17 protein-coding genes and 1 pseudogene are annotated in these 26,638 nt (G+C 58.4%); 8 read left to right on the top strand and 10 right to left on the bottom strand.

What is annotated here, in order from left to right; translation table 11 throughout:
- Positions 1-125 precede the first annotated feature (125 nt).
- The 3 genes from AC1Q6Y_RS26600 to AC1Q6Y_RS26590 all read left to right on the top strand — a co-directional run bounded on the left by AC1Q6Y_RS26600 (position 126) and on the right by AC1Q6Y_RS26590 (position 2,637).
- The gene (locus AC1Q6Y_RS26600; protein WP_057715959.1) at positions 126-1,505 is read left to right on the top strand and encodes a sodium:solute symporter family protein; all 1,380 of its coding nucleotides are present in this window, start codon (positions 126-128) and stop codon (positions 1,503-1,505) included.
- 84 nt (positions 1,506-1,589) lie between these two features.
- A complete protein-coding gene (locus tag AC1Q6Y_RS26595) occupies positions 1,590-2,315 on the top strand; it encodes an MBL fold metallo-hydrolase (protein ID WP_150813378.1) in 726 nt (241 codons plus the stop codon).
- A 70-nt stretch (positions 2,316-2,385) separates the two neighbouring features.
- Positions 2,386-2,637, top strand: a complete 252-nt coding sequence (locus AC1Q6Y_RS26590; protein WP_150813377.1) for a phosphopantetheine-binding protein — start codon at positions 2,386-2,388, stop codon at positions 2,635-2,637.
- 87 nt (positions 2,638-2,724) lie between these two features.
- Here AC1Q6Y_RS26590 and AC1Q6Y_RS26585 read toward each other — a convergent pair whose 3' ends face one another.
- Positions 2,725-2,853: a PA1414 family protein gene (locus AC1Q6Y_RS26585; protein WP_007972508.1), complete on the bottom strand. Its 129-nt coding sequence runs from the start codon at positions 2,851-2,853 to the stop codon at positions 2,725-2,727.
- Positions 2,854-2,988: 135 nt separating this feature from the next.
- Positions 2,989-3,882, bottom strand: coding sequence for a putrescine utilization regulator PtrR (gene ptrR / locus AC1Q6Y_RS26580; RefSeq protein ID WP_057715962.1), 894 nt, complete (start codon positions 3,880-3,882; stop codon positions 2,989-2,991).
- 104 nt (positions 3,883-3,986) lie between these two features.
- On the opposite strand from ptrR, the gene AC1Q6Y_RS26575 reads away from it, so the two are divergent.
- On the top strand, positions 3,987-5,168 hold the full coding sequence (locus AC1Q6Y_RS26575) for an MFS transporter (protein ID WP_090453750.1): 1,182 nt from the start codon (positions 3,987-3,989) through the stop codon (positions 5,166-5,168).
- Here AC1Q6Y_RS26575 and AC1Q6Y_RS26570 read toward each other — a convergent pair.
- Positions 5,113-6,045, bottom strand: coding sequence for a DMT family transporter (locus AC1Q6Y_RS26570; protein WP_492625501.1), 933 nt, complete (start codon positions 6,043-6,045; stop codon positions 5,113-5,115). The two genes, AC1Q6Y_RS26575 and AC1Q6Y_RS26570, sit on opposite strands and share 56 nt — an antisense overlap.
- A gap of 195 nt (positions 6,046-6,240) precedes the next feature.
- Complete coding sequence (locus tag AC1Q6Y_RS26565; protein ID WP_008018234.1) at positions 6,241-7,077, bottom strand: CvfB family protein; 837 nt, start codon at positions 7,075-7,077, stop codon at positions 6,241-6,243.
- Between the two features lie 351 nt (positions 7,078-7,428).
- On the opposite strand from AC1Q6Y_RS26565, the gene AC1Q6Y_RS26560 reads away from it, so the two are divergent.
- The 3 genes from AC1Q6Y_RS26560 to AC1Q6Y_RS26550 all read left to right on the top strand — a co-directional run bounded on the left by AC1Q6Y_RS26560 (position 7,429) and on the right by AC1Q6Y_RS26550 (position 9,493).
- Complete coding sequence (locus AC1Q6Y_RS26560) at positions 7,429-7,617, top strand: PFL_1563 family small protein (protein ID WP_015096330.1); 189 nt, start codon at positions 7,429-7,431, stop codon at positions 7,615-7,617.
- A 206-nt stretch (positions 7,618-7,823) separates the two neighbouring features.
- Positions 7,824-8,546 carry a TorF family putative porin gene (locus tag AC1Q6Y_RS26555; protein ID WP_492625500.1) on the top strand — a complete coding sequence of 241 codons (723 nt, stop codon included), beginning with the start codon at positions 7,824-7,826 and terminating at the stop codon, positions 8,544-8,546.
- A gap of 77 nt (positions 8,547-8,623) precedes the next feature.
- Entirely contained in the window at positions 8,624-9,493 is an 870-nt protein-coding gene (locus AC1Q6Y_RS26550; protein WP_492625499.1) for a DUF6279 family lipoprotein, read from the top strand.
- A 60-nt stretch (positions 9,494-9,553) separates the two neighbouring features.
- On the opposite strand, the gene AC1Q6Y_RS26545 is transcribed toward AC1Q6Y_RS26550, so the two are convergent.
- Complete coding sequence (locus tag AC1Q6Y_RS26545; protein WP_090453744.1) at positions 9,554-9,946, bottom strand: transcriptional regulator; 393 nt, start codon at positions 9,944-9,946, stop codon at positions 9,554-9,556.
- Positions 9,947-10,140: 194 nt separating this feature from the next.
- Here AC1Q6Y_RS26545 and AC1Q6Y_RS26540 point away from each other — a divergent pair, with 194 nt between their 5' ends.
- Positions 10,141-10,875: a DUF899 domain-containing protein gene (locus AC1Q6Y_RS26540; protein WP_492625498.1), complete on the top strand. Its 735-nt coding sequence runs from the start codon at positions 10,141-10,143 to the stop codon at positions 10,873-10,875.
- 264 nt (positions 10,876-11,139) lie between these two features.
- Here the strand turns inward: AC1Q6Y_RS26540 and AC1Q6Y_RS26535 are convergent.
- The 5 genes and pseudogenes from AC1Q6Y_RS26535 to AC1Q6Y_RS26515 all read right to left on the bottom strand — a co-directional run.
- Positions 11,140-11,484: pseudogene (locus AC1Q6Y_RS26535) on the bottom strand (hypothetical protein); the annotation flags it as partial.
- Positions 11,485-12,194: 710 nt separating this feature from the next.
- Positions 12,195-12,482 carry a hypothetical protein gene (locus tag AC1Q6Y_RS26530; protein WP_492625497.1) on the bottom strand — a complete coding sequence of 96 codons (288 nt, stop codon included), beginning with the start codon at positions 12,480-12,482 and terminating at the stop codon, positions 12,195-12,197.
- 168 nt (positions 12,483-12,650) lie between these two features.
- On the bottom strand, positions 12,651-13,148 hold the full coding sequence (locus tag AC1Q6Y_RS26525; RefSeq protein WP_492625496.1) for a barstar family protein: 498 nt from the start codon (positions 13,146-13,148) through the stop codon (positions 12,651-12,653).
- Positions 13,149-13,158: 10 nt separating this feature from the next.
- A complete protein-coding gene (locus tag AC1Q6Y_RS26520; protein ID WP_492625495.1) occupies positions 13,159-13,449 on the bottom strand; it encodes a hypothetical protein in 291 nt (96 codons plus the stop codon).
- The gene (locus AC1Q6Y_RS26515) at positions 13,450-26,628 is read right to left on the bottom strand and encodes a two-partner secretion domain-containing protein (protein WP_492625494.1); all 13,179 of its coding nucleotides are present in this window, start codon (positions 26,626-26,628) and stop codon (positions 13,450-13,452) included. It abuts the gene before it with no gap.
- Between the last annotated feature and the right edge of the window lie 10 nt (positions 26,629-26,638).

The raw sequence follows: 26,638 nt of genomic DNA, 5'->3' as shown, positions 1-26,638 counted from the left end.
CCCCCCCCCCCCCCCCCCCCCCCCCCCCCCCCCCCCCCCCCCCCCCCCCCCCCCCCCCCCCCCCCCGCTCCCACAGGGATTGATTTTCAGCCTCACATAAAAAAGACAATCGGAGACACGCCACAATGGCTTTGGATTTATTCGTCGTACTCATCTACGCCGCCGCGATGCTGATACTCGGCTACTACGGCATGCGCAAGGCCAAGACCAACGAAGACTTTTTGGTCGCCGGTCGTAACCTCGGCCCAAGCCTGTACATGGGCACCATGGCTGCCACCGTCCTGGGCGGTGCGTCTACCGTGGGCACCGTGCGTCTGGGCTACGTGCATGGCATCTCCGGCTTCTGGCTGTGTGCCGCACTGGGTTGCGGGATCGTGGCGCTGAACCTGTTCCTCGCCAAACCGCTGCTGAAACTGAAGATCTACACCGTTACCCAGGTCCTGGAAAAACGCTACAACCCGATGGCCCGCTCCGCGAGCGCGGTAATCATGCTGGCCTACGCGCTGATGATCGGCGTGACCTCGATCCTGGCAATCGGCACCGTGCTGCAAGTGCTGTTCGGCCTGCCGTTCTGGATCTCGGTCCTGCTCGGCGGCGGCGTCGTGGTGATCTACTCGGCCATTGGCGGCATGTGGTCCCTGACCCTGACCGACATCGTTCAGTTCGTGATCAAGACTGTCGGCCTGATGTTCATCCTGTTGCCGATCTGCCTGTACCGCGTTGGCGGTTGGGATGAGTTGGTAATGAAACTGCCGGCGGCGAGCTTCAGCTTCACCACCATCGGCTGGGACACCATCATCACCTACTTCATGATCTACTTCTTCGGCATCCTGATCGGTCAGGACATCTGGCAACGGGTGTTCACCGTCAAGACCGCCAAAGTGGCTCAGGTTGCCGGTACCGCTGCCGGTATCTACTGCATCCTCTACGGCCTGGCCTGCGCCTTGATCGGCATGGCTGCGCACGTACTGATCCCGGATCTCGACAACGTCAACAACGCCTTCGCTGCGATCGTGAAACTGTCCCTGCCGGACGGTATCCGTGGTCTGGTGATCGCTGCCGCACTGGCCGCCATGATGTCCACCGCCAGCGCCGGCCTGCTGGCCGCCGCCACCACCCTGACCGAAGACCTGCTGCCGAAACTGCGTGGCGGTAAACAGTCGAGCCTGGCGATCAACCGCCTGTTCACCCTGTTGACCGGCATCGTGGTACTGGGCATCGCTCTGATCGTGAACGACGTGATCAGCGCCCTGACCCTGGCCTACAACCTGTTGGTAGGCGGCATGCTGATCCCGCTGATGGGTGCGATCTTCTGGAAACGCGCTACCACCGCCGGCGCTATCGCCAGCATGGGCATGGGCTTCGCCACCGCGCTGCTGTTCATGTTCAAGGACGGTCTGGACGCCAACACCCCGATCTACTACAGCCTCGGTGTAGGCCTGGTGAGTTTCGTGGTGGTTAGCTTGATGTCCCGCCGCACGGCAGCAGTGGCCAGCGCTGCCTAAGCTGAACATAACGACTTGATGCTTTCTTCGACGAGTGTGGCGTCGGTTGCCACACTCGTTTTTTTTCGCCTGGAGAAAACGTTCATGAAGATTGTTTCTCGTGACCAGTGGTTCGAGGTGAAACCGCTCAGTGACGGCATCCGCCTGATCCACGAGCCGTACATCCGCCCCTTCTACCGCTGCAACCTCTGGCACATCCAGGGACGTGACAAAGACCTGCTGCTGGACAGCGGCTCGGGCCTGGTCAGCCTGCGCGAGCAACTGCCGTGGATCACCGAACGGCCGCTGGTGGCTGTTGCCAGCCACTGCCATTTCGATCACATCGCCGGTCATCACGAATTCGCTGAACGGCTGGTGCATCCGGCCGAGGCGGACATTCTCGCGGCACCCGATGGCAACAACGACCTGAGCAAAGCCTTTGTCGGCGACGACATGTTCGAGGCGCACCCCGATTGCCCGCTGTGCTACGCCGAATACCGGGTCAAGGCCGCACCGGCCACGGGGTTTGTCGAAGATGGCGATGTGCTGGACCTGGGCAATCGGGTGTTGCAGGTCGTGCACACACCGGGACACTCGCCCGGTGGCATCTGCCTGTACGAAGCCGCCACAGAGACCTTGTTCAGCGGTGACATCATCTACGACGGCCCGCTAATCGAAGACGCCTACCACTCCAATCTCGATGACTACGCCCGCAGCCTGCAACGTTTGCGCACGCTATCGATCCGCACGGTGCATGGCGGGCACTTCGGCAGTTTTTCCGGGGAGCATTTGCGTAGCATGATCGACCAATGGCAGCGCTCACACGGCTAAAGCCTGCTGTACTCAACGGCAGGAACTGCATCGGCAGGGAGAACTGCACCCACCTCGTCGAAGAACGATCATGAAAGAAGCTGCCCTTCGTGCTGTCGTACATCGCTACATCAGCCGCCTGCTGGAAGGCCGGGATGACTTCGACGACAACGCCAGCCTGGCGCAGTTGGGATTGGATAAAAAAGATATCGAAGAACTGATCTTCCATCTGGAAGATGAACTGGGTGTCACGGCGTTTACCGCGGAAGAAGACCGGATGCTCAAGACCGCCAGGACGGTGAATGATTTAAGCCGGTTCTTGCTGGAGATCGGGCGGTACTAAGTCTGGTAATCAAACGTACACGAAGCGGCAAGGGAGCTTGCTCCCTCGCCACGGGAAAACCTTTCACCTGTCAGATGTTATCTGCCATTACCGGCGCCGCTGCTGGCGCCGACGTTGTTCGTCATCAGTACGAACAGGCACGGGTTGCAGAGGCGGCTCGATCAAACCGAGAGCAACGCCCAAGTCATGCAGCCAGTTTTGGATTTTCTCTTTCATGATGCCCCCTTCAGGGTAGTGCCGAGCGGCCAAAGTACTGTAGCCCCTTCGTACAGATAATAGTCCGAAGTCCTACGCAATGCTCGCGCAAAGTCACAATGATCTGTTACTGAATCCATCAAAATCAGCCTGCGTTCAGGCAATGTCCTGCGCCCGTACATGTGCCGGTGGAAAAACCACCTGTTGCTGCTCGATCCAGGCATTCAGGTTGGCCCCGACCATGCCCTTGCGCCACATCAGCCAGGTGGTAGCACTGGCGAACGGTTCGGCCAAAGGATGTACGGCCACACTCTCACGGCCCGGCAGACTGGCGAGCATCGACTCCGACATCAGCGCCACACCGGAACCGGCAATTACACACGCCAACATTCCCGGATAGGACTCGATCTCCATCGCCCGGCCCATGGCCGCATGATCATGGGCGAACCAGGCTTCCAGGCGCATGCGGTAGGAGCAGCCCTGGCGAAAGGTGAACACCGAGCGACCTTGCACATCCAGCGCGCTGCGCACGGGCGGATGGTCGGCCTCGCTGATCAGCACCAGGCGCTCGTCGCACAAGGGCACCCCGTCGAGTCCGGCCAGTTCCAGCGGGCCATCCACCAGCGCCGCATCGAGTCGACCGGTGAGCAGGCCTTCGAGCAGTTCACCGCTGGGGCCGGATTGTACTTGCAGGTTCACCGCCGGATACAAACGGTGGTAATGCGCCAATAGCCCCGGAAGGTGAATCGCCGCCGTGCTGTACATGGTGCCGAGCACGAAGTCTCCCGCCGGTTGCCCGCCCTGCACCGCCGCGCTGGCTTCATCGCGCAAGGCAAACAGCCTGGCGGTGTAGTCCAGCAGGACTTTTCCCGCAGGCGACAACTGCAAGCGCTGACGTTCGCGCAGGAACAGTTCGACACCCAACTGCTCTTCCAGCTGTTTGAGCCGGGTCGACAGGTTCGACGGAACTCGATGTAGCCGTTCGGCGGCACGGGTTATGGATCCTTCCTCTGCCACCGCCTGGAAGATGCGCAATTGGCTGAACTCCACGACCTTCTCCAAAAAAGAACAAGTTACTCACTATTATTCATTTTTAAAGAAAGTCAATCAGTCCTAGCCTGACGGTCATTGATCCTCCAGACGGACTCCAGACCATGTCTCCCCTGATCCGCTTATCCGCCAGCTTCGTTGCCCTGATGATGGCCATGGGCATCGGCCGTTTTGCCCTGACACCACAACTGCCGCACCTGCTCAGCGAAGGCCAGATCGACCTGACTGCCGCCGGGCTGATCGCCGCCGCCAACTACCTCGGTTATTTCATCGGTGCAGTGGATGCCATGTTTTCCCGGCGTCCGGCACAAGTGCGCCGACGCTTGTTCGGCGGATTGTGGCTGTGCGTGCTGCTGACCCTGGCGTCGTTCTGGGCCAATGGTTTCTGGTCGCACCTGTTGCTGCGCTTCGGCACCGGCGTGGCCAGCGCCTGGGTGTTGGTGATGATTACCGCCCTGAGCCAACCCCTCGCGGCAGCGGCCGGTCGTCCTCGGCTCGGAGCCCTGGTCTTCGCCGGACCTGGTTTGGGAATTTTTCTGACAGGTCTGTTGGCCTTGGGCTCGAATCTGCTGGGCCAGACTTCTGCCACCTTGTGGCTGGTGTACGCCGCCACGGGGCTGGCGATGCTGCTGGGGATCCTGCCGTTCCTGCCACAACCGAGTGTCACCGCGACTGCTGCACCCAGCGCCAGCGCCTCGGGCAATCAAGGCATCGCTCGCCTGGGCTGGATCTATGCCTTGTACGGATTGGGCTACATCATTCCCGCGACCTTTTTGTCGCAAATGGCCAACGCGCAATTCCATGGCCAATGGCAGGCCGACCTGTTCTGGCCATGCTTTGGCCTCGCTGCGGCAACCGGTGTGGTGCTGGTGAGTCTGCGTCGGCAAAAACCTGGCGCCACGGGTCACTGGCTGATGGCGACGTTATGGCTGCAAGCCGCTGGCGTGTTCGCCTGCCTGCTGGGCAACGGTCCAGGCCTGGCGTTGGGTGTGATCCTGTGCGGCACGCCGTTCCTGGCCTGCATGCAACTGGTGATGCAACGCTCCCGGGAACTGGCGCCCCATGCCACCCAGCGCAATGCCGGCCTGCTGACAGCCTGCTTTGCCGTGGGCCAGCTCAGCGGGCCATTGCTGGCGGCGCTGAGTAGTCATTTCAGTGGCGGTTTACAGCCGGCACTGGTGGTCGCCGGTTGCGGCTTGTTGATCGCCGGCGGTCTATTGCTCGCGCCGGTCAATGCTGCCCGAGGGCTTTGCGCAAACGACGGCGCAACCACTGCTCGGCGCTGACAAACGTGATGCCCGCCAATACCAGAACGGCACCGATGACGAAGTTCAGGCTCAGTTCCTCGCCGAGCAGAACCACACCGAAGGTGACGCCGAACAACGGCGTCATGAACGAAAACACCGCAAGGTTGGCCGCCAGGTAACGGCGCAGTAGCCAGAACCAGACCAGGTAACTGAAGAACGACACGACCACGCCCTGAAACAGCACACTGGCCACCGCCACATGGGTCAGGCTGACATGGGTGATCTGGCCGCTGAGCAGCGCAATCAACAACAAGCCGAAGAAGCCGACAATCAACTGATAGAACAGCGTCAGGGTCACCGGCGCTTCCGACAGGCGCGAGGCGCGCACCACCACCGTGGTCGCGCCCCAGGCGGCACCCGCCAGCACACCCAAGGCATCGCCCATCAACATGCGGTAATCAAGGTTGTCCCAGGACACCCCGCCGGCAAACGCGATGGCAATCCCGATAAACGCCAGGACAATCCCCAGCCATTGCAAGGGCCGCAATCGCTCACTGGGCAGCAACCAGTGCACCCCCAATGCGGTGAAGATCGGCGCGGTGTAGAGGAACACCGACATATGCGCCGCCGTGGTCAGTTGCAGGCCTTCGGAAATGAAGAAGAACTCCAGGCCGAACAAGGCACCGGCCAACAGACCGCCGCGCCAGGTCGTACCTACCTGGTTCCAGCCGCCCTTCCAGCAGATCAGCAGCCCGACCAGCAACGCCGATATACCGGAACGTCCAGCCGCCTGCATCACCGGCGCGATATCGGCCGCCGCCCACTTGATCATCACCTGCTGCACGCCCCAGATCAGGCACAACCCGACCATCACTTGCAGGGCAAACCCGTCGGCGCTGCGCCGGGTGGCGCTCACCGGAACACCTCGAAGACACAATCCATGGCAAAGACTCGGCAGAAAAAAGCAAAGCCCCGGCCTTCTCGTTGAAAAGAAAACACCGGGGCGAAGAATCATGTTGTCGATTATTAACCAGAAGGCCAGAAAATGCCGCCTGCCAGAGACCTCAACTTCTCTGCTTGCGCCATCCTGGCCCTCTGTCGTGTCAGCGCATCAACTGAGTTCGATGCGATCGGCATGAATGACAATCTGGCCATTCTTGTACAACGCACCGATGGCCTTCTTGAAGTTGCCCTTGCTGACACCGAACAGACTGCTGATCAACGCCGGATCGCTCTTGTCGCTCACCGCCAGGCTGCCGTTGTTTTCGCGCAACTTGGCGAGGATCTTCGAGTTCAGGCTGGTGGCCGCTTCCTGGCCGACCGGTTGCAGGCTCAGGCTGATCTTGCCGTCTGCACGAACTTCCTTGATGAAGCCCTTTTCTTCTTTACCGGCGCGCATGAACTTGAAGATTTCGTTCTTGTGGATCAGGCCCCAATGCTTGTTGTTGATGATGGCCTTGAAGCCCATGTCCGTGGCTTCGGCCACCAGCAGATCCACTTCCTGGCCCGCGGTGTAGTTGGCCGGGGTCTTGTCCAGGTAGCGGTCCAGGCGCGCGGTCGCGGTGATGCGACGGGTGTGCTTGTCGAGATAGACGTGCACCACCACATACTCGCCCGCCGTCATCTGGCGCTTCTCTTCGGAGAACGGCAGCAACAGGTCTTTCGGCAACCCCCAGTCCAGGAATACGCCGATGCTGTTGACTTCAACAACTTTCAAACTGGCGAATTCACCGACTTGAACTTTCGGCTTTTCAGTAGTTGCGATGAGTTTGTCATCGCTGTCCAGATAAACAAAAACGTTGAGCCAGTCTTCATCTTCGGTAGGAATATCTTTTGGAATATAACGATTAGGCAGAAGGATTTCGCCATCCGCGCCACCGTCCAGATATAAACCGAAGTTAGTGTGTTTAACCACTTGCAAACTGTTGTAACGCCCGACTAAAGCCATGTCCAATACCCTCATTGCGTGGGCGGCATTCTACCCGGTTTTAAGCGCCGCGTTCGGCAGCCGGCCCGGTGGCGCGAGAAAATCTCCCTGAAGCCCTTAATTTTCCCGGGTTTTCATCGCACCCCGTCCGCTCGTCAGGCCGTTCCGGGCATTTACGCCATGCCCAGGCAAGCGTGATGCGGTATTTTTCCAGGCAACGTTATTAGTTAAAACAGCGGCTTAGGTGCATATTTCGAATATTGGCCGGGGACTAATTACCCCGACCTCACGAATATGCCGAGGGGATATTTGCCAAGCAATTATCAGGCAACTCCTGTACGATGCCTGGCCAAGTTAATTTTCTACAGGTTAATGGCCGCCATGCGCGTAAAAGCATCCACCAGCAAAGCAAAGCCAGCTCCAGCCGTCGAAACCAGCGAATCGATCAACAGCCAGATCGCTGCGTTCCTCAAGTCCGGCGGTGAAATCCAGCAAATTGCCAAAGGCGTAAGCGGCCAGACGTTCGGCCCGTCCAAGCAGATCACCCTGGGCAAAAAGTAATCCCCTCGCGTCACCTGGTCCCAAAGCGCTTTGAGCTTCGAAGCGCTTGGACTGGAACCCTCGTTACTCCTCCGGCACTCCCTCAAATCCCGTAGAAATCGACGAACGGCCTTCATTGCCGATTATTCGCCGGTATCCTTGCACACGTCTGGATCAAGCGTTTCAGCGGGTTCACCAGCCTGCCCTCGCAGTTCATGGAGTGACGCATGCTCAAATCTTTCTACCTTTCGGCATTACTCGGCAGCCTGCTGGCATGCTCCGTAGCACAGGCACAAATCTTTCAGCGTGAGCTGGGGGGCTTCGACCTCAAGCTTGGCACCACCCCCACCCGCAGCATGGCCCAGGGCCTGGTCAAACCCTCGGCCGTCGGCTCGTTTCACGGTGGCCTGGACCTGAGCCACGACAGCGGTTTCTACGCGGGTCAATGGTCGCCCAGCATGGGCATCAGCCCGGGGAAAGACCTCGAGATCGACTCCTACATGGGTTTTAAACAACCCTTCGACCAAACCCTCGGCTACGAAGTGGGCCTGATCCGCTACAGCTACCCCGAAGTCACGACCCCTGACAGCCAGGAACTGTTCGGCGGCCTGACCTTGCTCGGCAGCCGTTTCGGCATCGCCTTCAGCAATGACCCGGACAAACAGAACAACACTCTGTTCGCTGACTTGAGTGGCAATCAACCGTTCGGTGTCGGCATCAGCCTGAAATACACCACCCACCAATTCAATACGCCAGTGGCGGTGGATGGCGGGTATGTAGGCAGTTTTACCGATTGGTCGCTGAAATTGTCCCGCCCGTTCATGGGCATCGACCTTGACCTGATCTACAGTGACTCCAGCCTGAACGGCAGCGGTTGCTCGGCCTATGCCGGGCACAACAGCCAGTGCGACGGGCTGGTGACGCTCAAGGCCGAACACGCGTTCTATTGATCGGCTGAACTGCCGGGCTCCTCCCGGGTTCACATGAGAATCAGCCCCCGAAGACTGGCTTTCGCAAGGAATCGCCCATGTCCCGCTGGTTCAAACATATCGCCGTTATGTTGACCGTTACCCTCGCCCTCGGCGCGTGCAGCCGCGTGGGCCTGGCCTACCGCAATCTCGATGTGATCATCCCCTGGACGCTCAGCGACTACCTGGACATGAACGGCGAGCAGAAAATCTGGCTGGATGAACGCCTGAAGGAACACCTGAGCTGGCACTGCACCACCCAACTGCCCGGCTATCTCGACTGGCTGGACCGCCTGCAGACCATGGTCGCTACCAACCAGGTCACCGATGCCGCCTTGCAGGCCCGCGCCCACGAAGCCGAACAGGCGATCGCCGAGACCGCGCGGGTAATCACCCCGTCGGCCATCGAGTTGCTGCAAAGGCTGGATGACAAGCAAGTCGCCGAAATGAACGACGCCTTCGCCAAGGACCGGCGCAAACGCCAGGAGGAATACCTCAAACCCTCCCTCGACCAGCAGATCAAGGAGCGCGGCGCGCGCATGGAGAAGCGCCTGAATGACTGGCTCGGGCCACTGAGCACCACCCAGCAACAGCGGGTAGCCACATGGTCCAGCGCCCTGGGCGAGCAGAACACCCAGTGGCTTGCCAACCGGGTCCATTGGCAGAAGCAGTTCAGCGCGGCCGTTGCCCAACGCCAGAGTCCACAATTCCCACAACGAATCGAGACACTTCTGGTCAATCGTGAGAAGTTGTGGACACCCGCCTATCGACAGGCCTTTGCCAACACCGAAGCCCAGGCGCGTTCACTGTTCGTGGATCTGATGGCTGAAAGTACGCCGAGCCAGCGGGCACGTTTGCTGAAGAAAATTGAAGGTGTGAGGAAGGACTTCAACGACTTGAAGTGCCTGAAAGCGGCGAAACAAGACTGACTGCAACACAAGACGCATGTGGGAGCGAGCCTGCTCGCTCCCACAGGGGATCACACAACATCAGGCAATCTGCGCTTTCGACGCTACCTCATCAAACGTCATCTCATCCAGCGCATCCTCCTGCTCGTCCAGCACCTGCCGCGGGTGATCATTGCCGGGAATACTGCTGTCGATCAGGCTCAACAAACGCGAACCCCGCGCCGTCAGAATGTAATTGGTGCCCGTGCCACCTTCGTCTTCAGGTCGCGGCGCGATATAGCCACGCGCCAACAGTAACTTTTCGTACTCTCCAGCCACCGTTTTCAAGTGATCAAGATTTTCAATCGGCTCGCCTTCCGCGGCCTTCTGCGCGGCATGCTGTTCGGCGTAAGGCCGCGGCGTGAAGCTGTGGCCCGCGCTGTTTTGCACTTCATGCAGCAAGCGCTCAATCAAGTCCCAGTTGTAAGTCGTCATCCTGATTCAACCTCCGGTGTCCGTTCGATTGATGCCCGTGCAATTGAACGGGCCTTACAGGTTGTGACCGGTACGCCCGGCCACCGTTCAGCCGGGCGTTTGCAGACGACCGACCGGCGGCATGTCGAAATCCATGCAAGCCAAACGACTAGGCTGTGTAAGTCACCTCCCCGCCCCACGCAGGAGAAAACAACATGAACATTCAGAACCATCCCGTCGTATCGCGGGAAGAATGGGTCGCCGCCCGCAAAGAGCACCTGGCCCACGAAAAAGCCTTCACCAGGGAAAGGGACAGACTCAGCGCCGAACGCCGCGCCCTGCCCTGGGTGAAAATCGACAAGGACTACCACTTCCAGGGACCCGACGGCGAACTGCAACTGGCGGACCTGTTCGGGGGGCGCAGCCAGTTGGTCATCTACCACTTCATGTTCGCCGAGGGCTGGGATGAGGGCTGCCCCGGTTGCTCGTACCTGAGCGATCACATCGACGGCGCCAACCAGCACCTGGCCCACCACGACGTGGCCGTGGTAGCGGTTTCCCACGCACCGTTCGCCGAATTCCAGGCGTTCAAACGGCGCATGGGCTGGAAGTTCGACTGGGTATCGTCCGAAGGCTGCGATTTCAACTACGACTTTGGCGTCACCGCCCGAGCCGAAGACGTCGCCGCCGGAAAGGCTACATACAACTACGAAAAAACCGACGGTGCCGAGGAGGAACTCCCCGGTCTCAGTGTGTTTTATCGCAATGACGCCGGAGAAATTTTCCATACCTACTCCACCTATGCCCGGGGCCTGGACATGCTGGTCGGCGCCTACAACTACCTGGACCTGACGCCCAAGGGTCGCAACGAGGAGGAAATCATGGAGTGGGTGCGGCATCACGACAAATATGAGGAACAGGAGAAGTCGAGCTGCTGCCATGGTGGTTAGCCCCAGACACCGAGGCACGGCCTTCGCGGGCAAGCCACGCTCCCACGGGTTTTGTGTCGTACACAAGATAGGTGTTCACACCAGGCCCCTGTGGGAGCGGGAGCACCGGCGTGATGGAAATGGACATGTGCATCGCCATAAAAAACCAATAACCTCCCAAAACCCTGTGGGAGCGAGCTTGCTCGCGATGGCGGACTAACATCCGCTGCGAAGGTCGACTGACACACCGACATCGTCGGTTCGCTGTCCTGTGCGGCCAGCACTAATGTCGTGCTTGGCCGTCAGGGTGACGCCCAGCGACAGGTTGAGTTCCTGATTGCTGGCGATGGCGTTGTTCATCAGGTACTTGAACAAGCCTTCATCGGTGGTCTGACCAGCGATAAAACGCTGACCGGTAAACGCCACGACGGCCTGCTGGATCAGGCGCTGTTCATACAGACCATCGCCCAGTCGCTTGGCGCTGTTGTCCGGGTCGTAACCCAAATTGGACAGCAGGTAATCCGAGCTCATGAACTGCTTGAGGTCGGTGAGGACCGGGTTGGTTTCGATCAGATAATTGTGAGCGTTGCTCGGCGCCTTGATGTCCGGTAGTCCGGTAATACGGCTGATGGGTCGGTTGTCGGAAATAGCGGACAGATTTATTTACTGGACACACCAAACAAATAAATCCGTCCCCTTTTCTCTCGTCCCCTTTTCTCTCCAACGCGAACTCCCGCCCCCGAGTTATCCCGCACTAGTTCTATAGATTTGACATTTCCCGAGGAAATAATCGCCAACTCCTGCTTAGCAAGTCTCAACACAACTTGAAATAACTGCATCACAGCACTAAACGAAATATCAACCTCGACCTCACTGTTTTTTGACTTTTTGTATAGCGACATAAAGCCAAGCTTTAATCTACCTCAACGGGTTCAATACCAAAGGCCTCCAAAAAAACATTTTCGCTAGGAAATTCCATTATTACGCCCTCAATGAAGCGGTATGAGTGTGCTCAGTTTACGAGTCCCGTCATCAATAACCTGGAACGCACTCTGAAAGTTAGCAGCCTTACCTTATGGCCCCATGAATAAAGATTCTCTAACCTAAAATTTTCCGTATTGGTTAGAGAAGGTACTTATGACATTACCCTCAGTTTTGGCAGAAACCAAACAAATAAATTCCACCCCTTTTCTCTCTTTCCTCTAAACTTTTAGGGGGTGGTGTTAATCGCAAGCACTGACCAAAATCAGCTTCCAGCCCTGATTTCTCTGTCCGATATTTTTCGCATTGTTGAATTCGTTAGTTTGGATCTTGCTGTTACGGCTAAAGCTGGTTTTTTATTAGGCTTTAAAATCTAAAAAAAACACCACGACATACAAAAACAACGCAAAGCTGGCAAGTGCTATCCTCCACTCAGAATTAGCATCTTTATCCAGCCCCCGCGGAGCGATAATAATGGTCCCGCCACTACAATAATTATAAGTCCCCTGTGCAAACCATAACTGAATTGTCAAAATAGTAAAAAATCTACCCCAGTCGCCATCATACCGAATGTAACAATTCACCAAAGAAGCAAACGCCAGCCCCACGCCGATAAAAAATCTATATTTGTACAGCGAATCTTTCATCTGTTACTCCTAAATATTTCGCCCGCCTTGTCGACCAATAGAAATGAATAGAAATGGGGACTAGAAATGCAGAAATGGGGACAGATCTATTTTCTGATTTCAACACCGAAACCAAAAAATAAATCTGTTCCCTTTTCCGTTCCCTTTTCCCTCGCTTTTCCTTCTAACCTAATTTTTAAGCAATTCTTCAATCATTACTTCATCAGTGACTAGGAAGACCACTTCAAGCTCATGCCCTTCATCACCAACCCAATCAAATACCGAGTCACGCAAAATCTCGAGATATACCTGTAGATCCCCTCTCGACAATTTCGGCAAGGATTCATGCACGAGAACGATTTTGTGACATGGAATCCAGCTGAGATCCCTTAAACAGTCATACAAGGCATCCCAGTTAAATCCAAAATACCCTGGAAACCACAGCAGATAATACAGCGCCCTCATAAGCTCATCTGCGATCTCAATACTAGGATCAATACGTACATAGAAAACCTCCGCGGTGTCATATGAAGGCGGGCGTTCCACAAAGGTGAATGGCAACATTATCCAAAGCCTCAATTTTTCAGAAGTGGGGACAAATCTACTTTCTGATTTCAACACAGAAACAAAAAATAAACCTGCCCCCTTTTCCCTACCCTTTTCCCTGATAAAAATAAACTTAACCATAACCGTCTCTCTAATATGCTTTAAAATCTAAAAAAAACACAACCACATACAAAAATAGCGCAAAGCCGGCTAGCATTGCTCGCCATTCGGGGGGCGCATCCTTCCCCAAGCCGCCAGGTGCGATAGCAATTCGCCCCCCCCTTAAATATCCAAAAACACCCTGAGCAAACCACAACTGCACTATTAGAATAGTAAAGAATCTTTTCCAACTCCCATCGTATCGAAAAAAACAGTTCACTAAAGAAGCAGAAATCAATGTCCCCCCTAGGAAAAATTTATTTTTATGTAAAAAACCTTTCATTTAATCACCCTTAAAAATCTGACCTACCTTATCGATCAGTGTATCCCACACACCCACGACTCCAAAAGCATTAGAGATTTTTAAAGCATCACTAGCTGACATCCCCTTAGAGACAGCAAAGTGTTCAAACCCTGTGCTTAATGCATTGGATGTCGCCGTCTTTGGAAGATCTCCATTCAAATAACCAGATAAGAAGGATGCAGCCATTGAGGCGTTTGACAAGCCAGAAGCCACCCCACCTGTAGTGATAATAGAACCCGCACTCATAACAGCTCCTATATCGTTAATCATTTTAGCGTCAGCAGCCTTAATCCAACGCAACGTATTTGCATCACCAAAATCAATATTCGCGCCTGTAGCGATGCATTCAGCATTGCCACATGACAAGAACCGAGGGCTATAAAAAATCCCTTCTATTGCTACTGGAACCCTGTAACCACCGTTTTGATCCAGTGGATAGCCTGTCAGTCGATCCCTTTCACCCGTACCACCCTGAGAATACAAGGACCCGTCCGCTTGCGGAAATGAAGAAAAACCAGTCTCTGCCTCGGATGTCCAACTGTACGCATCGGTGCTTTGTTTTATGTACGCAATAATCTCTTTATTTGCAGCACTGAAATCTTGAACTAAATTTCCGCCCCCCAATGGCACCCACTTCCCATCGGGATCATAAATTCCATCGGCTTTAGCCACCATGTCGGAAGCAGGGTTGATGTCTGTTCCTTTTTTATATGAAAGTCGAAGTTGATTTTCTATTTCTTCGACGCTGTATTGTCCATCGCTCTGCTTCGCAAGTTTTCGGGCCAGGGCCTTCTCTTCGGTATGCAACTGCCTGTTATAACGCTCAGTGTTTCCCGCCACCCAGCTCGCGGTTGCTGGATCGTCACCACCCAGTGAGCCGGCCAAAATGCCGATTATTTGTGCGGTTGCGATTTTGAACTGGTCGTCGGTAGCAAAGCGGCCATCAAGGTATTGCCCCAGAGCATCCGATGTTGCCTGCGTCAAACCTTCGGCGGCAGCCCCAGCCAGAGCACCAGTGGTGAAATCGCCGCCTTTGGCGGCAGCCAGTGCGCCTCCCAAGATGGCATGCATTAGAATCTTGGACGCGGAACCTGGATCTACCTTCAAGTAGTCGGCCAGATCGCCTACTTGTTTGTTGCCAAATGCAGCGGTGAGGTCGAGCCCTTCGGAGACAGTTGCATTACCCAGGTTGTCTTTCCAGCTGCCACCGTTGATCGCCGTGTCGATGCTGCCGGCGACCAGAGCATGTGCGCCGCTGCGCAACACATTGTCGGCAATGGTGTTCCAATCCAGCATGCTTGATGAGTAACCGGGGTTATTCACTCCGTTACCGCTGAGAATCATCCCATCGTCGGTTTGCCAACCTTTCACGTAACTGTCCATGTACCCCATGGCATAGGCCGTCGCCATTTGGGTCGCATAGCCTTTGAGTGCGTTACTGCTGGTGGCCGCGGAAAAGCCGGCCCCCAGATCACCTCCACCATTGATCGTACCGACCGCGAAATTACTGGCCATTGCGCCGTACAGAGGGCCGAGGTAGACACTGGCAACAATTGCAATAATCAGGGACGGAGCGGCACCTAACCCTGAGCTTTCGTAGTCCCAGTTATCGTGCAGCTCCTTCACGAGTTGCCAATTGACGTCGCCACGCTGCTCGGCCTCTTTCAGCCAAGCCAAGCTCGGGTCGGCCTGCACCATGGCGTCGATGGTCTGGCTCACGGTCTTTTGATCAATTTGCTTGAGGTCGATGTGCAAGCCATCGACGGCCTGGATTGTCAGTTGGCCCTGGGTCACCAGCTCACTCTGGCGCAGCGTCTCATCGGTATCGCCTTTGCCCTTGGCCGACTGCCAGGCCAGGTTGCTGCTGCTCTTCTCGTGGCTCTCCTGGTGCAGGTCCTTGACCGCCTCGAAGGTGATGCTGCCGCCGCTGTCGAGGGTCAGGTCGTTGCCGCTGTCCAGCTTGGCGCCTTGATAGCGTTGATCACCGCCGCTGACCAGGCTCAGGTCGCTGCCGGTCTTGATTTCGCTACCGATGTTTTTCACATCGGTGACTTCGTCACGCTGGGTTTTCTTGCTGCCGAAGCGGCCCTTTTTCTTCATGTCGTACAGCGAGTAATCGCTGTCTTGCGCGGCCAGCAATTCAAGATTACCGCCCGCCACCAGGTAGGCTTCATCACCGGCGCTGACCCGGCTGGAAAGCAGGGTCAGCGCCTGGCCGGCGCTCAGGGCGACGTTGCCGCCGGCGGTGAGGCGGGTGCCGACCTGGCTGACGTGGTTTTCCTGCGTCGTGACTTTTTTGGTTTTGCTGTAGCTATGCGCCTCGTCCGCTGCCGAGGCCAAAGTTAGGTTGTCCGTGGCGGCCAGGGCGATGTTGCGCTTGGCGTCGATCTGGCTGGCGATGGCCGTGAGGTCGCGGCCGGCATTGATCGACAGGTCGCGCCCGGCGTCTAGGCTGGAGCCGTTTTGGGTGATGCTCTGGTCGCGGGAGGTGGTGCCGAGGGTGTTGCTGCTCACCTGTTCGGCGGAGGTGATGCTAACGTCGCGGCCGGCGCTGATGCTGAGGTCACGGCCACTTTGCAGGACGCTGCCGATGTTGTTCACATCACGCCCAGCCTGAATGCTCAGGTCATCGGTCGCTTCGATGCGCGCAGCGTTGTCGACAAAATCGCGGTGCAAACTGCTGTTGCCCGTACCACTTTCATGGGTGATCACGCTGCGCTCGTTGATCACATCGCCGCCGATGGCGGTGAGGGTGACGTCACGGCCCGCGATGATGCCGCCAGCCTTGTTGACCAGGTTGTTTCCCGCGAGCAGGTCGAGGCGATTGCCGGCTTCGACCAGGCCGCTGTTGACCAAGTCATTGCCGGCCATGGCAGCCAGATTGTTGCTGGCGCGCAGAGTACCGGCGTTGTTCAGGTCCTGCCCGGCGATCAGGGTCATGTCGCTGCCCTGGATCAGTGCCCCGTTGGGTGCCAGGCGATTGTTGGCGTTGGCCAGGTACAGCACCGGCACCAGCACGTCCTCGCCATTGACCTGCATGATTTCCATCCAGACGATGTCGTGGGTGAGTGCTGCGACCTGCTCGGCGGTGAGGGATACGCCCAGCGACAGATTCAGCGCCTCCTTGCTGGCGATGGCGTTGTTCATGAGGTACTTGAACATGGCCTCGTCCGAGGTCAGGCCGTCGAGAAAGCGTTGACCGGTACGTGCGACCACCGCTTGCTGAATCAGGCGTTGTTCATAAAGGCCATCGCCGAGGCGCTTGGCGCTGTCGTCAGGATCGTAGCCGAGGTTGCCCAGCAGGTAGTCCGATCTCATGAACTGCTTGAGGTCGGTGAGGACCGGGTTGGTTTCGATCAGGTATTTTTGTGGCCGGGACTGGCCGGTGCTGCTCGGCAGGCCTTGCACCCGGGCGACGGTCTGGCTGGCTGCCGGGGTGATTTGCGCAATGGCAGGCGATGTCTGGCCGGGCAGCGGAGCGACGACGGCGGGCTGACTGGACAGGTTCGCGCCGGTGATATCGCTGACCACGGTGGCAGTGGGCGCATCGGCGCTATGCCCCGGCACGACGACGCTGTCGGCACCGCCATCGCTCGGCACCGTGACATTGATCGACGATGCATTGCTGACAACGCCGGCACCTTGACGGGCGTCCGTGACCACATGACGGCTGGCGGCCGAGGCCTGCGTGATATCGCTCAGTTGGATATCGCGCACCTGAGCATCCGGCACTGCTTGGTCGCGTTGAGCCAAGGCGACACTGGCACCACCAAATGTCCAGCTTTGTGGCGAAACGTTAGCCTGAGTCGCCTGGGCATTGCTACCGCCCTGCCCGCTCAGGCGGAATAGGCCGTTTTGGCCGGTTGGCAGACTGAAGCCCGGCAGTGTCAGAGGGTTGACCTGCTGTTGAGCCAGGTTGGGGGGGAGTTGGGCGTTGAGGTTGACGATGGTCGGAGCGGGCTGCCCATTGAGCTGGGTCGAGCCGACGCGTGATGCACCGGAACCGATGACCACCCCTTCACGGATCATACTGTTGGTGAGATTCTGCGACGCGGTGATACTGACTGCACCGCCCGCCTGCACAACCGCATTAGCGTAAGACGATGGGCTGTTGTAAGTCACCGTGGTGTCGAAGGGAATTGCGGACTGGATCGCGTCCGGTGCAGCGGTCCGCACACCGTTGCCGTAATGAGGAAGCGTAAAGTCGTACCATAGGGATCCAGCAGGCACGGTGATATATACCGAACCAAACCTAAGATAGGTTTCCTCGTTTTTGCCGCCAGGGTGAGGTGCCACCTGTATTACGGATTCGGCGCCGGAACTGTTCCAGAAATGGAGAGTAGGCCTAGAGAATGTCGGGTTGCTGCCGCCGACGTATCCCAATGATCCCGGATCGTAGGAAGGATCATTGGCAGCGTTGTAAGCCATGATCGAATTCCATAGATTCAAATCGGTAGTCTGTTGCCCAGCAGAAAGAGCAATAGATCGCCGCACGTTATAGTCGCCTACAGAAGCCCCTTGATTTGTAAAGGTCTGCAGGTTGAACGTGAGGTTGTTTCCTGCGCTGAGGGTCGACGCCTGATTGAGAAACACCCCGCCGTTTGCCAGAAAGTTACGCCCAGCCGTCATACTGGCCGAGGCTGATTCCTGGACAATCTGCGACTGGTAGTTTTCCACCCAGACCGCATAACTGTTTAAGCCCAACGGGGCAAGAGGATCGAGCGAAGCGCAGGTGTAGCATTGCACCCCGATCTCGCCAGAGACCAATCCGCCTGTGGTCTGGAATATGTCCTTGCGGTTCTCGATGGAGTTGGACGCCAGGCTCAGGTCGCCACCACTCTCGATGGTTGCCGACACGTTGGAGATCGACGCGCTCAATCCATTGTTGTCGTCCTTGGCGATGCTGACGTTGCCGAGGCCATAGACATCCGCGTAGCGGTTGGTGAAGTTATCAGTGCGCAGCGCCATGTCGCCGCCGCTGAAGATCAGGCCATTCTGGTTGAGGATGGTGGGGGCGTTGACGCGCAGGTTGGCAGCACTGCCCAAGGTGCCCTGGTTGTTCAGGTAGGCGGCATTGACGGTCAGTGCCCCGGCTGAAGTGAGACGTCCGAGGTTGGTCAGGCTGCCACTGCTACTTACGGTTCCACTGGCGCCAGCCGTGATACTCGCCACAGGGGTAAGGTCGATCTGCGCAGCACTCAGACCAAGATTGCCGACACTGCTCACGCTGCCATTGCCGCTATAAACACCACCCAGGTTGAGGGCAAGGCTACCGCTGCTGGCAATCAACCCATCGTTGTACCAATTGCCCCCGCTCCCCGTGAAACTGTCGGAGGCCAGGAGTTGGCCGCCGGCGGTTTGGCTGAAGTTGTTGACGTTGACGTTCAGGCGCCCGGCCTGAATGACGCTGCTGTTGGTCCAGGTGCCCGCATTGAGAGTCAGGCCGCCACGGGTGACGATGCTACCGCCGGCGTTGACGACGTTGGCCATGGACAGGCCAAAAGTGCCGGTACCGACATGCAACAGGGTGCCGCCAGTGTTAAGGAAGCTGCTGGCAGCAAGGGTCAGGTCGCTGTTGGCGCTTTCGACGGTGCCATTACGGTTATCGAACAGGCTACCGATGTTGAATTGGGTAGCGCCACCGGTGCCGAGGGCACGTAGCTGGCCCGTCTGGTTGTCGATACTCGCGGCGGTGATCGCCAGGGTACTGTCGCTTTCGATGATGCCCAGGCGGTTGTTCAGAGCACCGCTCAGGGTCAGGTCGATTTGGCTGCCGGCGATCTGGCCGTCATTGCCGCCGCTGTTGTCGAAGTTGTTACCAGTGACGCTGACTCGACCCTGAGCGTAAAGGTCACCATTGCGGTTGTCGAAGTCAGCGGTATGGACGATCGTATCGCCGGCTTGCGCGGCGATACGCCCACCGTAGTTGTTAATGCCGGCCAGCGCGGTCAGGTCCAGGCGCTGGGCCTGGGTGACGCCGCCCTGGTTGTTGCCTGGGTCGTAGCCGTTTTTCAGCACGCCGGTGAGGTGGGTGCTGAACGCGCCTTGCAGGCTGGCCAACACGCCGCCGCGGTTGTCGAGGTTGCCGGCAATGACGGTCAGGTCGCTGCCTTGGGCGATGATGCGACCGCTATGGTTGTCGATGTCACCGGCGACAGTGAGGCTCAGCGCACCCTGGCTTTGCAGTGCACCCAGGTTGTTGGCCAGGTTGGCGGCTTGCAGTTGCACGCCACCATTCTTGCTGTAGATCAAGCCATCGGTGTTGTTCTGCACGGCGCCCGTTGCCGTGAGCAATAGTTGACCGTTGGCGGCCACGGTGCCGCGATTGCTGTTGTCGAGGCCGCCGGTGAGCAGGGTCAGCAGAGACTGGCTCGCCAGTTGCCCACCCTGGTTGTTGATCTGGCTCGCACCTTGAATCAGTAGCGGGCCGGCACTGGCGAGTTTGCCGTGGGTGTTGGTCAAGACGCCGAGCAAGTCGAGGGTGACCGCACCATTGCCAACCAGGCTACCGGCCGTGTTGTCCAGGTGGGTACCGGTGAAGCTCAGGCTCTGTTGCGCGTTGATCACACCCGCCGCATTGCCGAGGGTCATGGCTTGCACGACGAGGGCCGCACCGCTGTCGATCAGGCCGTTCTGGCTGTTGTTCAGCAGGCCGCTGAGGGTCAGGGTCTGGCCGGCGCCACTGGACAGGATGCCGCCGCTGTTGTCGAGGCTGGCGGCGTTGACGGTGAGTACACTTTGGCTGACCAAGGCACCGGCGCCACTGTTGAGCAAGGCGTCACTCAGGGTCACGCCGAGGTTACCGCTGCGGCTGGAGAGCGTGCCGTTGTTGCGGTTGTCGAGGCTGGCGCCCGTCATGGTGAGGCCCTGCCAGCCGGAGATCAGGCCGTTCTGGTTGAGCACGCTGCCGGTGGCGTTGAGGCTCAGCAGGTTGCTGCTGATCAGTTTGCCGCCTTTGTTGTCGAAGGTGCGTCCGGCCAGGGCAAAGCTCTGGCTGCTGGAAACTTCACCGCCCTGGTTGTTCAGGTCACGTAGATGGCTGATGGTAAGTGGACCGTGGGCGGTGATCAGGCCGTTGTGGTTGCTCAGGTCGCCGCCACTCAGGTTCAGGGTGATCCCGGCATTGCCGAGCAATCGACCACCATTCTGACTCAAAGCGCTGAGGGTCAGGTCGATGTCGCTTTTTGCCGACACTTCGCCGCCGTTGCTGGAATCCAGGCTGTTGGCAGTCAGGCTCAATCCGCCCTGGCTGTTGATCAGGCCATTGGCGGTGTTGTCCAGGGTCGCCGCGTTGACCGTCAGCGCCGTGCCGCCGAGCAGTTGGCCGCCCTGGTTGTTGAGGTAGGCGGAAGAGACATTGAGCGCCTGCGCTGCGTTGATCAGGCCGTTACTCTGGTTGGTCAGCAAACCATTGACGTTAAGCGCGAGGCTGCCTCGGCTGGTCAGGAGGCCGTCGCTGTTGTCCAGCGTGCCAGCGCGCGCATCAACACTGGCGCCAGCAATCATGCCGTTGACGTTGCTCAGCGCTTGAATGACGCGCAGGGTCAGGCCCTGGTTGCTCAGCAGCTTGCCGCCGCTGTTGTCGAAGTTTTGCGACGCCAGGGTAAAGGCTTGGGCGCTGGAGATTTCCCCGCTCTGGTTAGCGACGCCATTGAGGTTTTTCAGCAGCAGAAGCGGCCCATTGATCAGACCGTTCTGGTTGTTCAACTGGCCGTTGTTCAAGTCGAGGGTCAAAGCACTGTTGCTGAACAAGGTACCGTTTTGCTGGTCCAGCCACGTGACGCTGACGGTCAGTGAATCGCTACTGCCGATGCTGCCGCCTGCCTGGTTGGTCAGTTGTGCGGCGGTCACGTCGAGGCGACCGGCGCTGCTGACGCGGCCAGTCTGGCTGTTGTCGAAGGCACCGGTTTGAATCGAGACGGGGCCTTTGCCGCTGATCCGGCCCTGCTGCCGGTTGTCGAGGCTGGCGCCATGCAAGTCGAGGTTGGCATCGGTGACCAGTTGTCCGCTCTGGTTGCTGATTGCCCCAGCGCTATTGACGCTCAAGCTACCGGCGCTGGAAAAGCTGCCAGCCGTGTTGATCAGATTGCCCACGCGCGCGCCCAGCGAACCTTCGCTGCTGAACAGACCGAGGCTGTTGTCCAGCGTAGCGCCGAGGTCAACGTCGATGCTCTGCTGGCTGAGCAAGGATCCGCTGGTGTTATCCAGTCCGGTGCCGGTCACGCTTAATCCGGTCTTGCCAAAGAGCAGGCCTTTGTTGCGGTTGATGATTTGATCGACTGCCAGCAGCAGGGTGTTCTGGGCAAGAATTTGTCCATTGTCGCTGTTATCCAGTTGCTGGCCGACCAGGGTCAGGTTGCCCTTGGTGGAGAGTTCGCCACCACGGTTGTCGACGTTGCCAACCTTGATATCCAGTGTGCCCGTCGCACCGACGAAGCCGTTCAGGCGGTTGTCCAGGCGATCGCCGGTCAGGCTCAGACTACCTTGGGCGATCAGCTGCCCGCCCTGTTGTTGCAAGCTGCCAACGCTGGCGGTGACGTCTTGTTTACCGGCGACCTGCCCCAGGCTGTTGTCCATTGTGGTAGCGCTGAGCAGCAGATTGCCGTCGGCGATCAAGGTGCCGTTGTGGTTGGTGAAGCTGTTGTCAACGGCCAGACTCAGGCCATCACGGCTGCTGATCAAACCGCTGCTGTTGTCCAGGCTGGCGCTATGCGCGTTCAGCGCGGCAGCGGAAACGATACCGTTGATGTTGCTCATCGCCTGCGCCAGTCGCAGCGTCAGCGCTTGATAACTGAGCAGCTTGCCGCCGCTGTTGTCGAGTGTTTGAGCGTCGACAGTAAAGGCTTGGGCGCTGGAGATTTCGCCATTATTGTTGGCGACGGCATTGAGATTTTTCAGCAGCAACGCGCCGGGTGCATTGATCAAGCCACCCTGGTTATTCAACTGGCCGTGGTTCAGATCAAGGCTCAACGCCGTATTGCTGAACAGCTCACCGCCCTGCTGGTCGAGGCCCGTGACTGTTGCGGTCAGCGCCATGGCACTGGCAATCCTGCCAGTGTCTTGGTTGATCACTTGGGCGGAGCTCAAGTCCAGGGTGTTGGCGCTGGTCAGGCGACCGCCGTGGCTGTTGTCGAAAGCACTGGTGCTGACCCGAGTCGCGCCTTTGCCGGACAGCACGCCGCTGTTTCGGTTATCGAGACTGGCGCTGTTGAGGGTCAGCCCGGCATTGGTGGTGATCGAGCCACTCTGATTGCTCAGTACGCCAGTGGTCGTTACGGTCAGCGCATTGGCACCGGACAGACTGCCCGCACTGTTGTTCAGGCTGGCGGCGTTGACCGTCAGGGTCCCTTCGCTGTTGAGCAGGCCGGCGTTGTTGTCCAGATCGCCCGCAAGGTTGATAGCGAAACCATGCTGGCTGGCGAGCGTGCCCCCGGCATTGCTCAGACTCTTGCCGTTGAGGCTGAGCGTGTCGCCGAACAGTAGCCCCTTGTTCTGATTTATCAGGTTCGCAACGCTCAGTCCCAGTGCGGTGCCCGCCAGTACCTTGCCGCCGTCGCTGTTGTTCAGTTGTTGGCCGACGATGGCGACATCAATCTGACTGGAGATTTCACCCGCGCGGTTGTCGATGTCACCGGCATTGAGTTTCAGCGCTTTTGTCGCCCCGACCAAACCGCCCCGGCTGTTATCCAGAGTGGTGCCAGTCAGCGTCAGAGTGCCTTGGGCGACCATCTCGCCACCCTGCTGGGTCAACGTGTCGACATTGGCAATCAGGTCGCTCTGACTGGCGATACGACCTGCGTTGTTGAGCACTACGCCTGCTTGCAGTTGCAGCAAGCCCACGGCGCTAAGTAAGCCGCCCTGGTTATCCAGACGCTGACCGGTGAAACCAATGCCGGCCTTGCTGCTGAGCAGACCTTGCTGGCGGTTATCCAATTGATCGATGTAGAGCTGCACGTCCTTGTCGGCACGAATGACACCGCCGCGATTGTCCGACGAGCCATTGCGCAAGGTCAGCAGATTTTTGCCCGAGGTGCGACCACCACGGTTATCCAGGTTCAGGCTTTGCAGGTTCATCAGGCCCTTGGCCTGCACACTGCCGCCGCTCTGGTTGTTCAGCAAGCCGCCGAGGCCGAGGTCGAGGTTACCGTCAGTCACCAGGCTGCCCGCCTGACGGTTATCCAGGCTTGCGGCGTTGATGCTTAAACCTTGCCCGGCCCCCAAAGTACCGGCCTGGTTATCCACGGCGCCGCTGATCATCAGGCTCAGGCGGTGATTGGCCAGCACCTGGCCGCTGCCGTTGCCCAGGCTCATGGCTACAAGGGTGGTGTTGCCGGCGCTGGACAGTTCACCGCCCCGGTTGAGCAGCGCGCCACCCAGTTGCAGGCTCAGGTCGGCGTCGCTGCTGATGCTGCCGTTGCTGTTGTCGAGCCGAGCGGCGCGCGCCTCCACACTCGCTGCCGAAATCAACCCTCTGACGTTGGTCAGTGCCTGATTGATGCGCACGGTCAAACCCTGGTCGCTGAGCAGCTTGCCGTCGGTGTTGTCGAGGCTTTGCGCCGTCAGGGTGAACGCCTTGGTACTGGAAATTTCACCACCCTGGTTAGCGACGGCATTGAGGTTTTTCAGCAGCAGTTGACCCGGTGCCATCAGCAAACCACCCTGGTTGTTCAGCTGGCCATTGCTCAAGTCCAGGGTGACATCCGTGCTGCTGAACAATTGCCCGCCCGCGTGCTGATCGAGGCCGGTGACGGTTGCGGTCAACGCCATGGCGCTGGCGATGCGGCCAGCCACACTGTTATCCACTTGGCTGGCCGTGAGACTGAGCGCGCCAGTGCTGGTCAGGCTTCCGCCTTGCTGATTGGTGAACGCGCCGGTTTTGAGTACCACGCCTTTACCGACGATGCGACCTTGCTGGCTGTTATCGAGGCTGCCGCTGTTCAGGGTCAGACCGGCGTCGGTCAGCAGGGCGCCGCCCTGGTTGGCAATCGCGCCACTGCTGGTCACGGTCAATCCGCCCACGCCAGATACGCTGCCGCCATTGTTGCCCAGGCTCGCCGCTTGCAGCGTGAGCGTGCCGTCACCGCGCAGGGTGCCCTGCGCGTTGTTCAATTGATTGGCCAGGGTCAGGTTGAGATTGCGTTTCGCGTACAGGCTGCCCGCCCCGCTGTTATCCAGCTGCCCGGCGTTGAGCTGGACATCACGCTGCCCGGCGATCACGCCCTTGAGCTGATTGTTCAAGCTGTCGAGGCTCAGTGAGAGGTCGCCGTTAGCCAGGATCTGGCCGCTGCTGCTGTTGTCCGCCTGACTGGCGCTTAACATCAGATCGCCGACGCTCGACAGTTGGGCATTGCGGTTGTCCAGCGTATTGGCGGTGAGTTGCAGATTGCCGCCCGCGTTGATCAGCCCGAACTGATTGAGCAGTGCTCCGGTAATTTGTGCAGTCAGTGCGCCAGTGCTGGTCAGTTTGCCTTGCTCATGGTTGTCCAACGTCCCAGCCACGCTCAGGCCCAACGTGCCTTGACTGACCAGCGAACCTTGCTGACTGTTGTCCAGTGCACCCGCGCTGATCTGTAGGTCCTGCTGGGCAAGGACACGCCCCCCCTGATTATTCATCTGGCCACTGGCGGTGATACTCAGGCTCTGCCCGGCGCCGATCAAACCGGCAACGTTATCCAGAGCCCCCACCTGCACGGTACTGACTGCCAGGCTGGACAGTTCACCGCCGCTGTTATCCAGATACCCGGCGTTGGCATTGAGGTTGCCGGTACTGGTGATCAGGCCGCCTTGGTTGTTCAACACCTGATTGGCGGTGACGCCCAGGCTGCCCTGGCTCAACACTCGACCTTTCTGACGGTTATCCAGGGTCGAGGTAGAGACTTGCGTGCTGCCTTGACCGTTCAGCGTCCCACCTTGGTTGAACAGGGTCTGTGCCACCGTGGCTTGCAGCGAACGGCTGGCGATCACGCTGCCACTGTTGGTGAGGTTCTGCGCCGCGAGGCTGACATCACCGCTGGTGTTGCGGCTGTTGTCGGCGTTGACGCCGGCTTCGATCACCGCCTGATTGCTCAGTTGCCCGCCGCTGGACAGGCTGATGCGGTCGCGAGCAGCGAGGTTTTGTTGTGTGTTGAGGTCTCCAGGGGTGGTGACTGCAAGACTGGTGCCCGCATAAACCGGTCCCTGGGCATCGAGGCTCGCGGTTGTGACGTTGACTGCACCAGCGGCAGCAGTCTGGGCCAGGCTCAGATGACCATTGGCATCGATCTGGATCTCACCGCCACTGGCGGCCAGATTACCGGCCAGCTTCACCCCGACCCCGGCCTCGGTGCCGATCAGTTTGATCGCGCCGGCGTACATGCCGCCCAGCGCCGAACTGTCGATGGCCACTTGTGGTTTGGCGCTGCCGTCATCGGCGCGAGCAGTAGCACTGAGAGTCTGGGTGTTGACGTCGTTGCGACCGGCCACAATCGTCAGGTTTTTCGCTTGAATCTCGGCGTTGATCTTCGCGCTGCGAGTGATGATTTCGAAGCTGTCGACGTTGTTGGCATTCAGCCCTGCGCCGTCGATGGAGACACTGCCCTGATCCACCTGATAACGATCCACGCGTCCGTTATCCAGCACAGGTTTACCGGTGGTCAATGTCACGCGCGGGGTATTGATGAAGCCGCAGCCGTTGCAGCTGATTCCATAAGGGTTGGCGACAATGACCCGTGCCGATTGGCCGGCCACTTCGGTGTAACCGTTGAGTTGGCTCGGGCTGCCGCCGTTGACTTCGTTGAGGATGGTCTGCGCGGCGACCCCATTGAAGTTCGGGTTGCCGACGATGATCCCGCCCAGTTGGGTGGTTTGAGTACGCGCGGTAGCGTTGTTAAGAATCACACCTTGGGTGCCGACGTTGTAATCGTGGAACTGGTTATGCGACAGCCCGCTAGCATTGGGCGTGGCAATGTTGACGATCGGCACGCCATTGCCCGCCTGACCGAGGCTGGTGCCCGGCGTGGCAACAACGATGCCATCGGCTTGCGCCCACATCGGTTGCCAGAACATCACGTTCGCCAACAGGAACGCCAACCCGCGCTTGGGCATGCCCCAGAAGTGCTCGCGAGGTTTCACTGCGGCAGAGGGCTGACGGCTCAGGAAGTCGAACTGGCGGGCATCCATGTCAAAAGTC

The sequence above is a fragment of the Pseudomonas sp. GW823-FHT06E10 genome, assembly GCF_058794995.1.
This window is presented reverse-complemented; position numbering and strand designations above follow the sequence as displayed.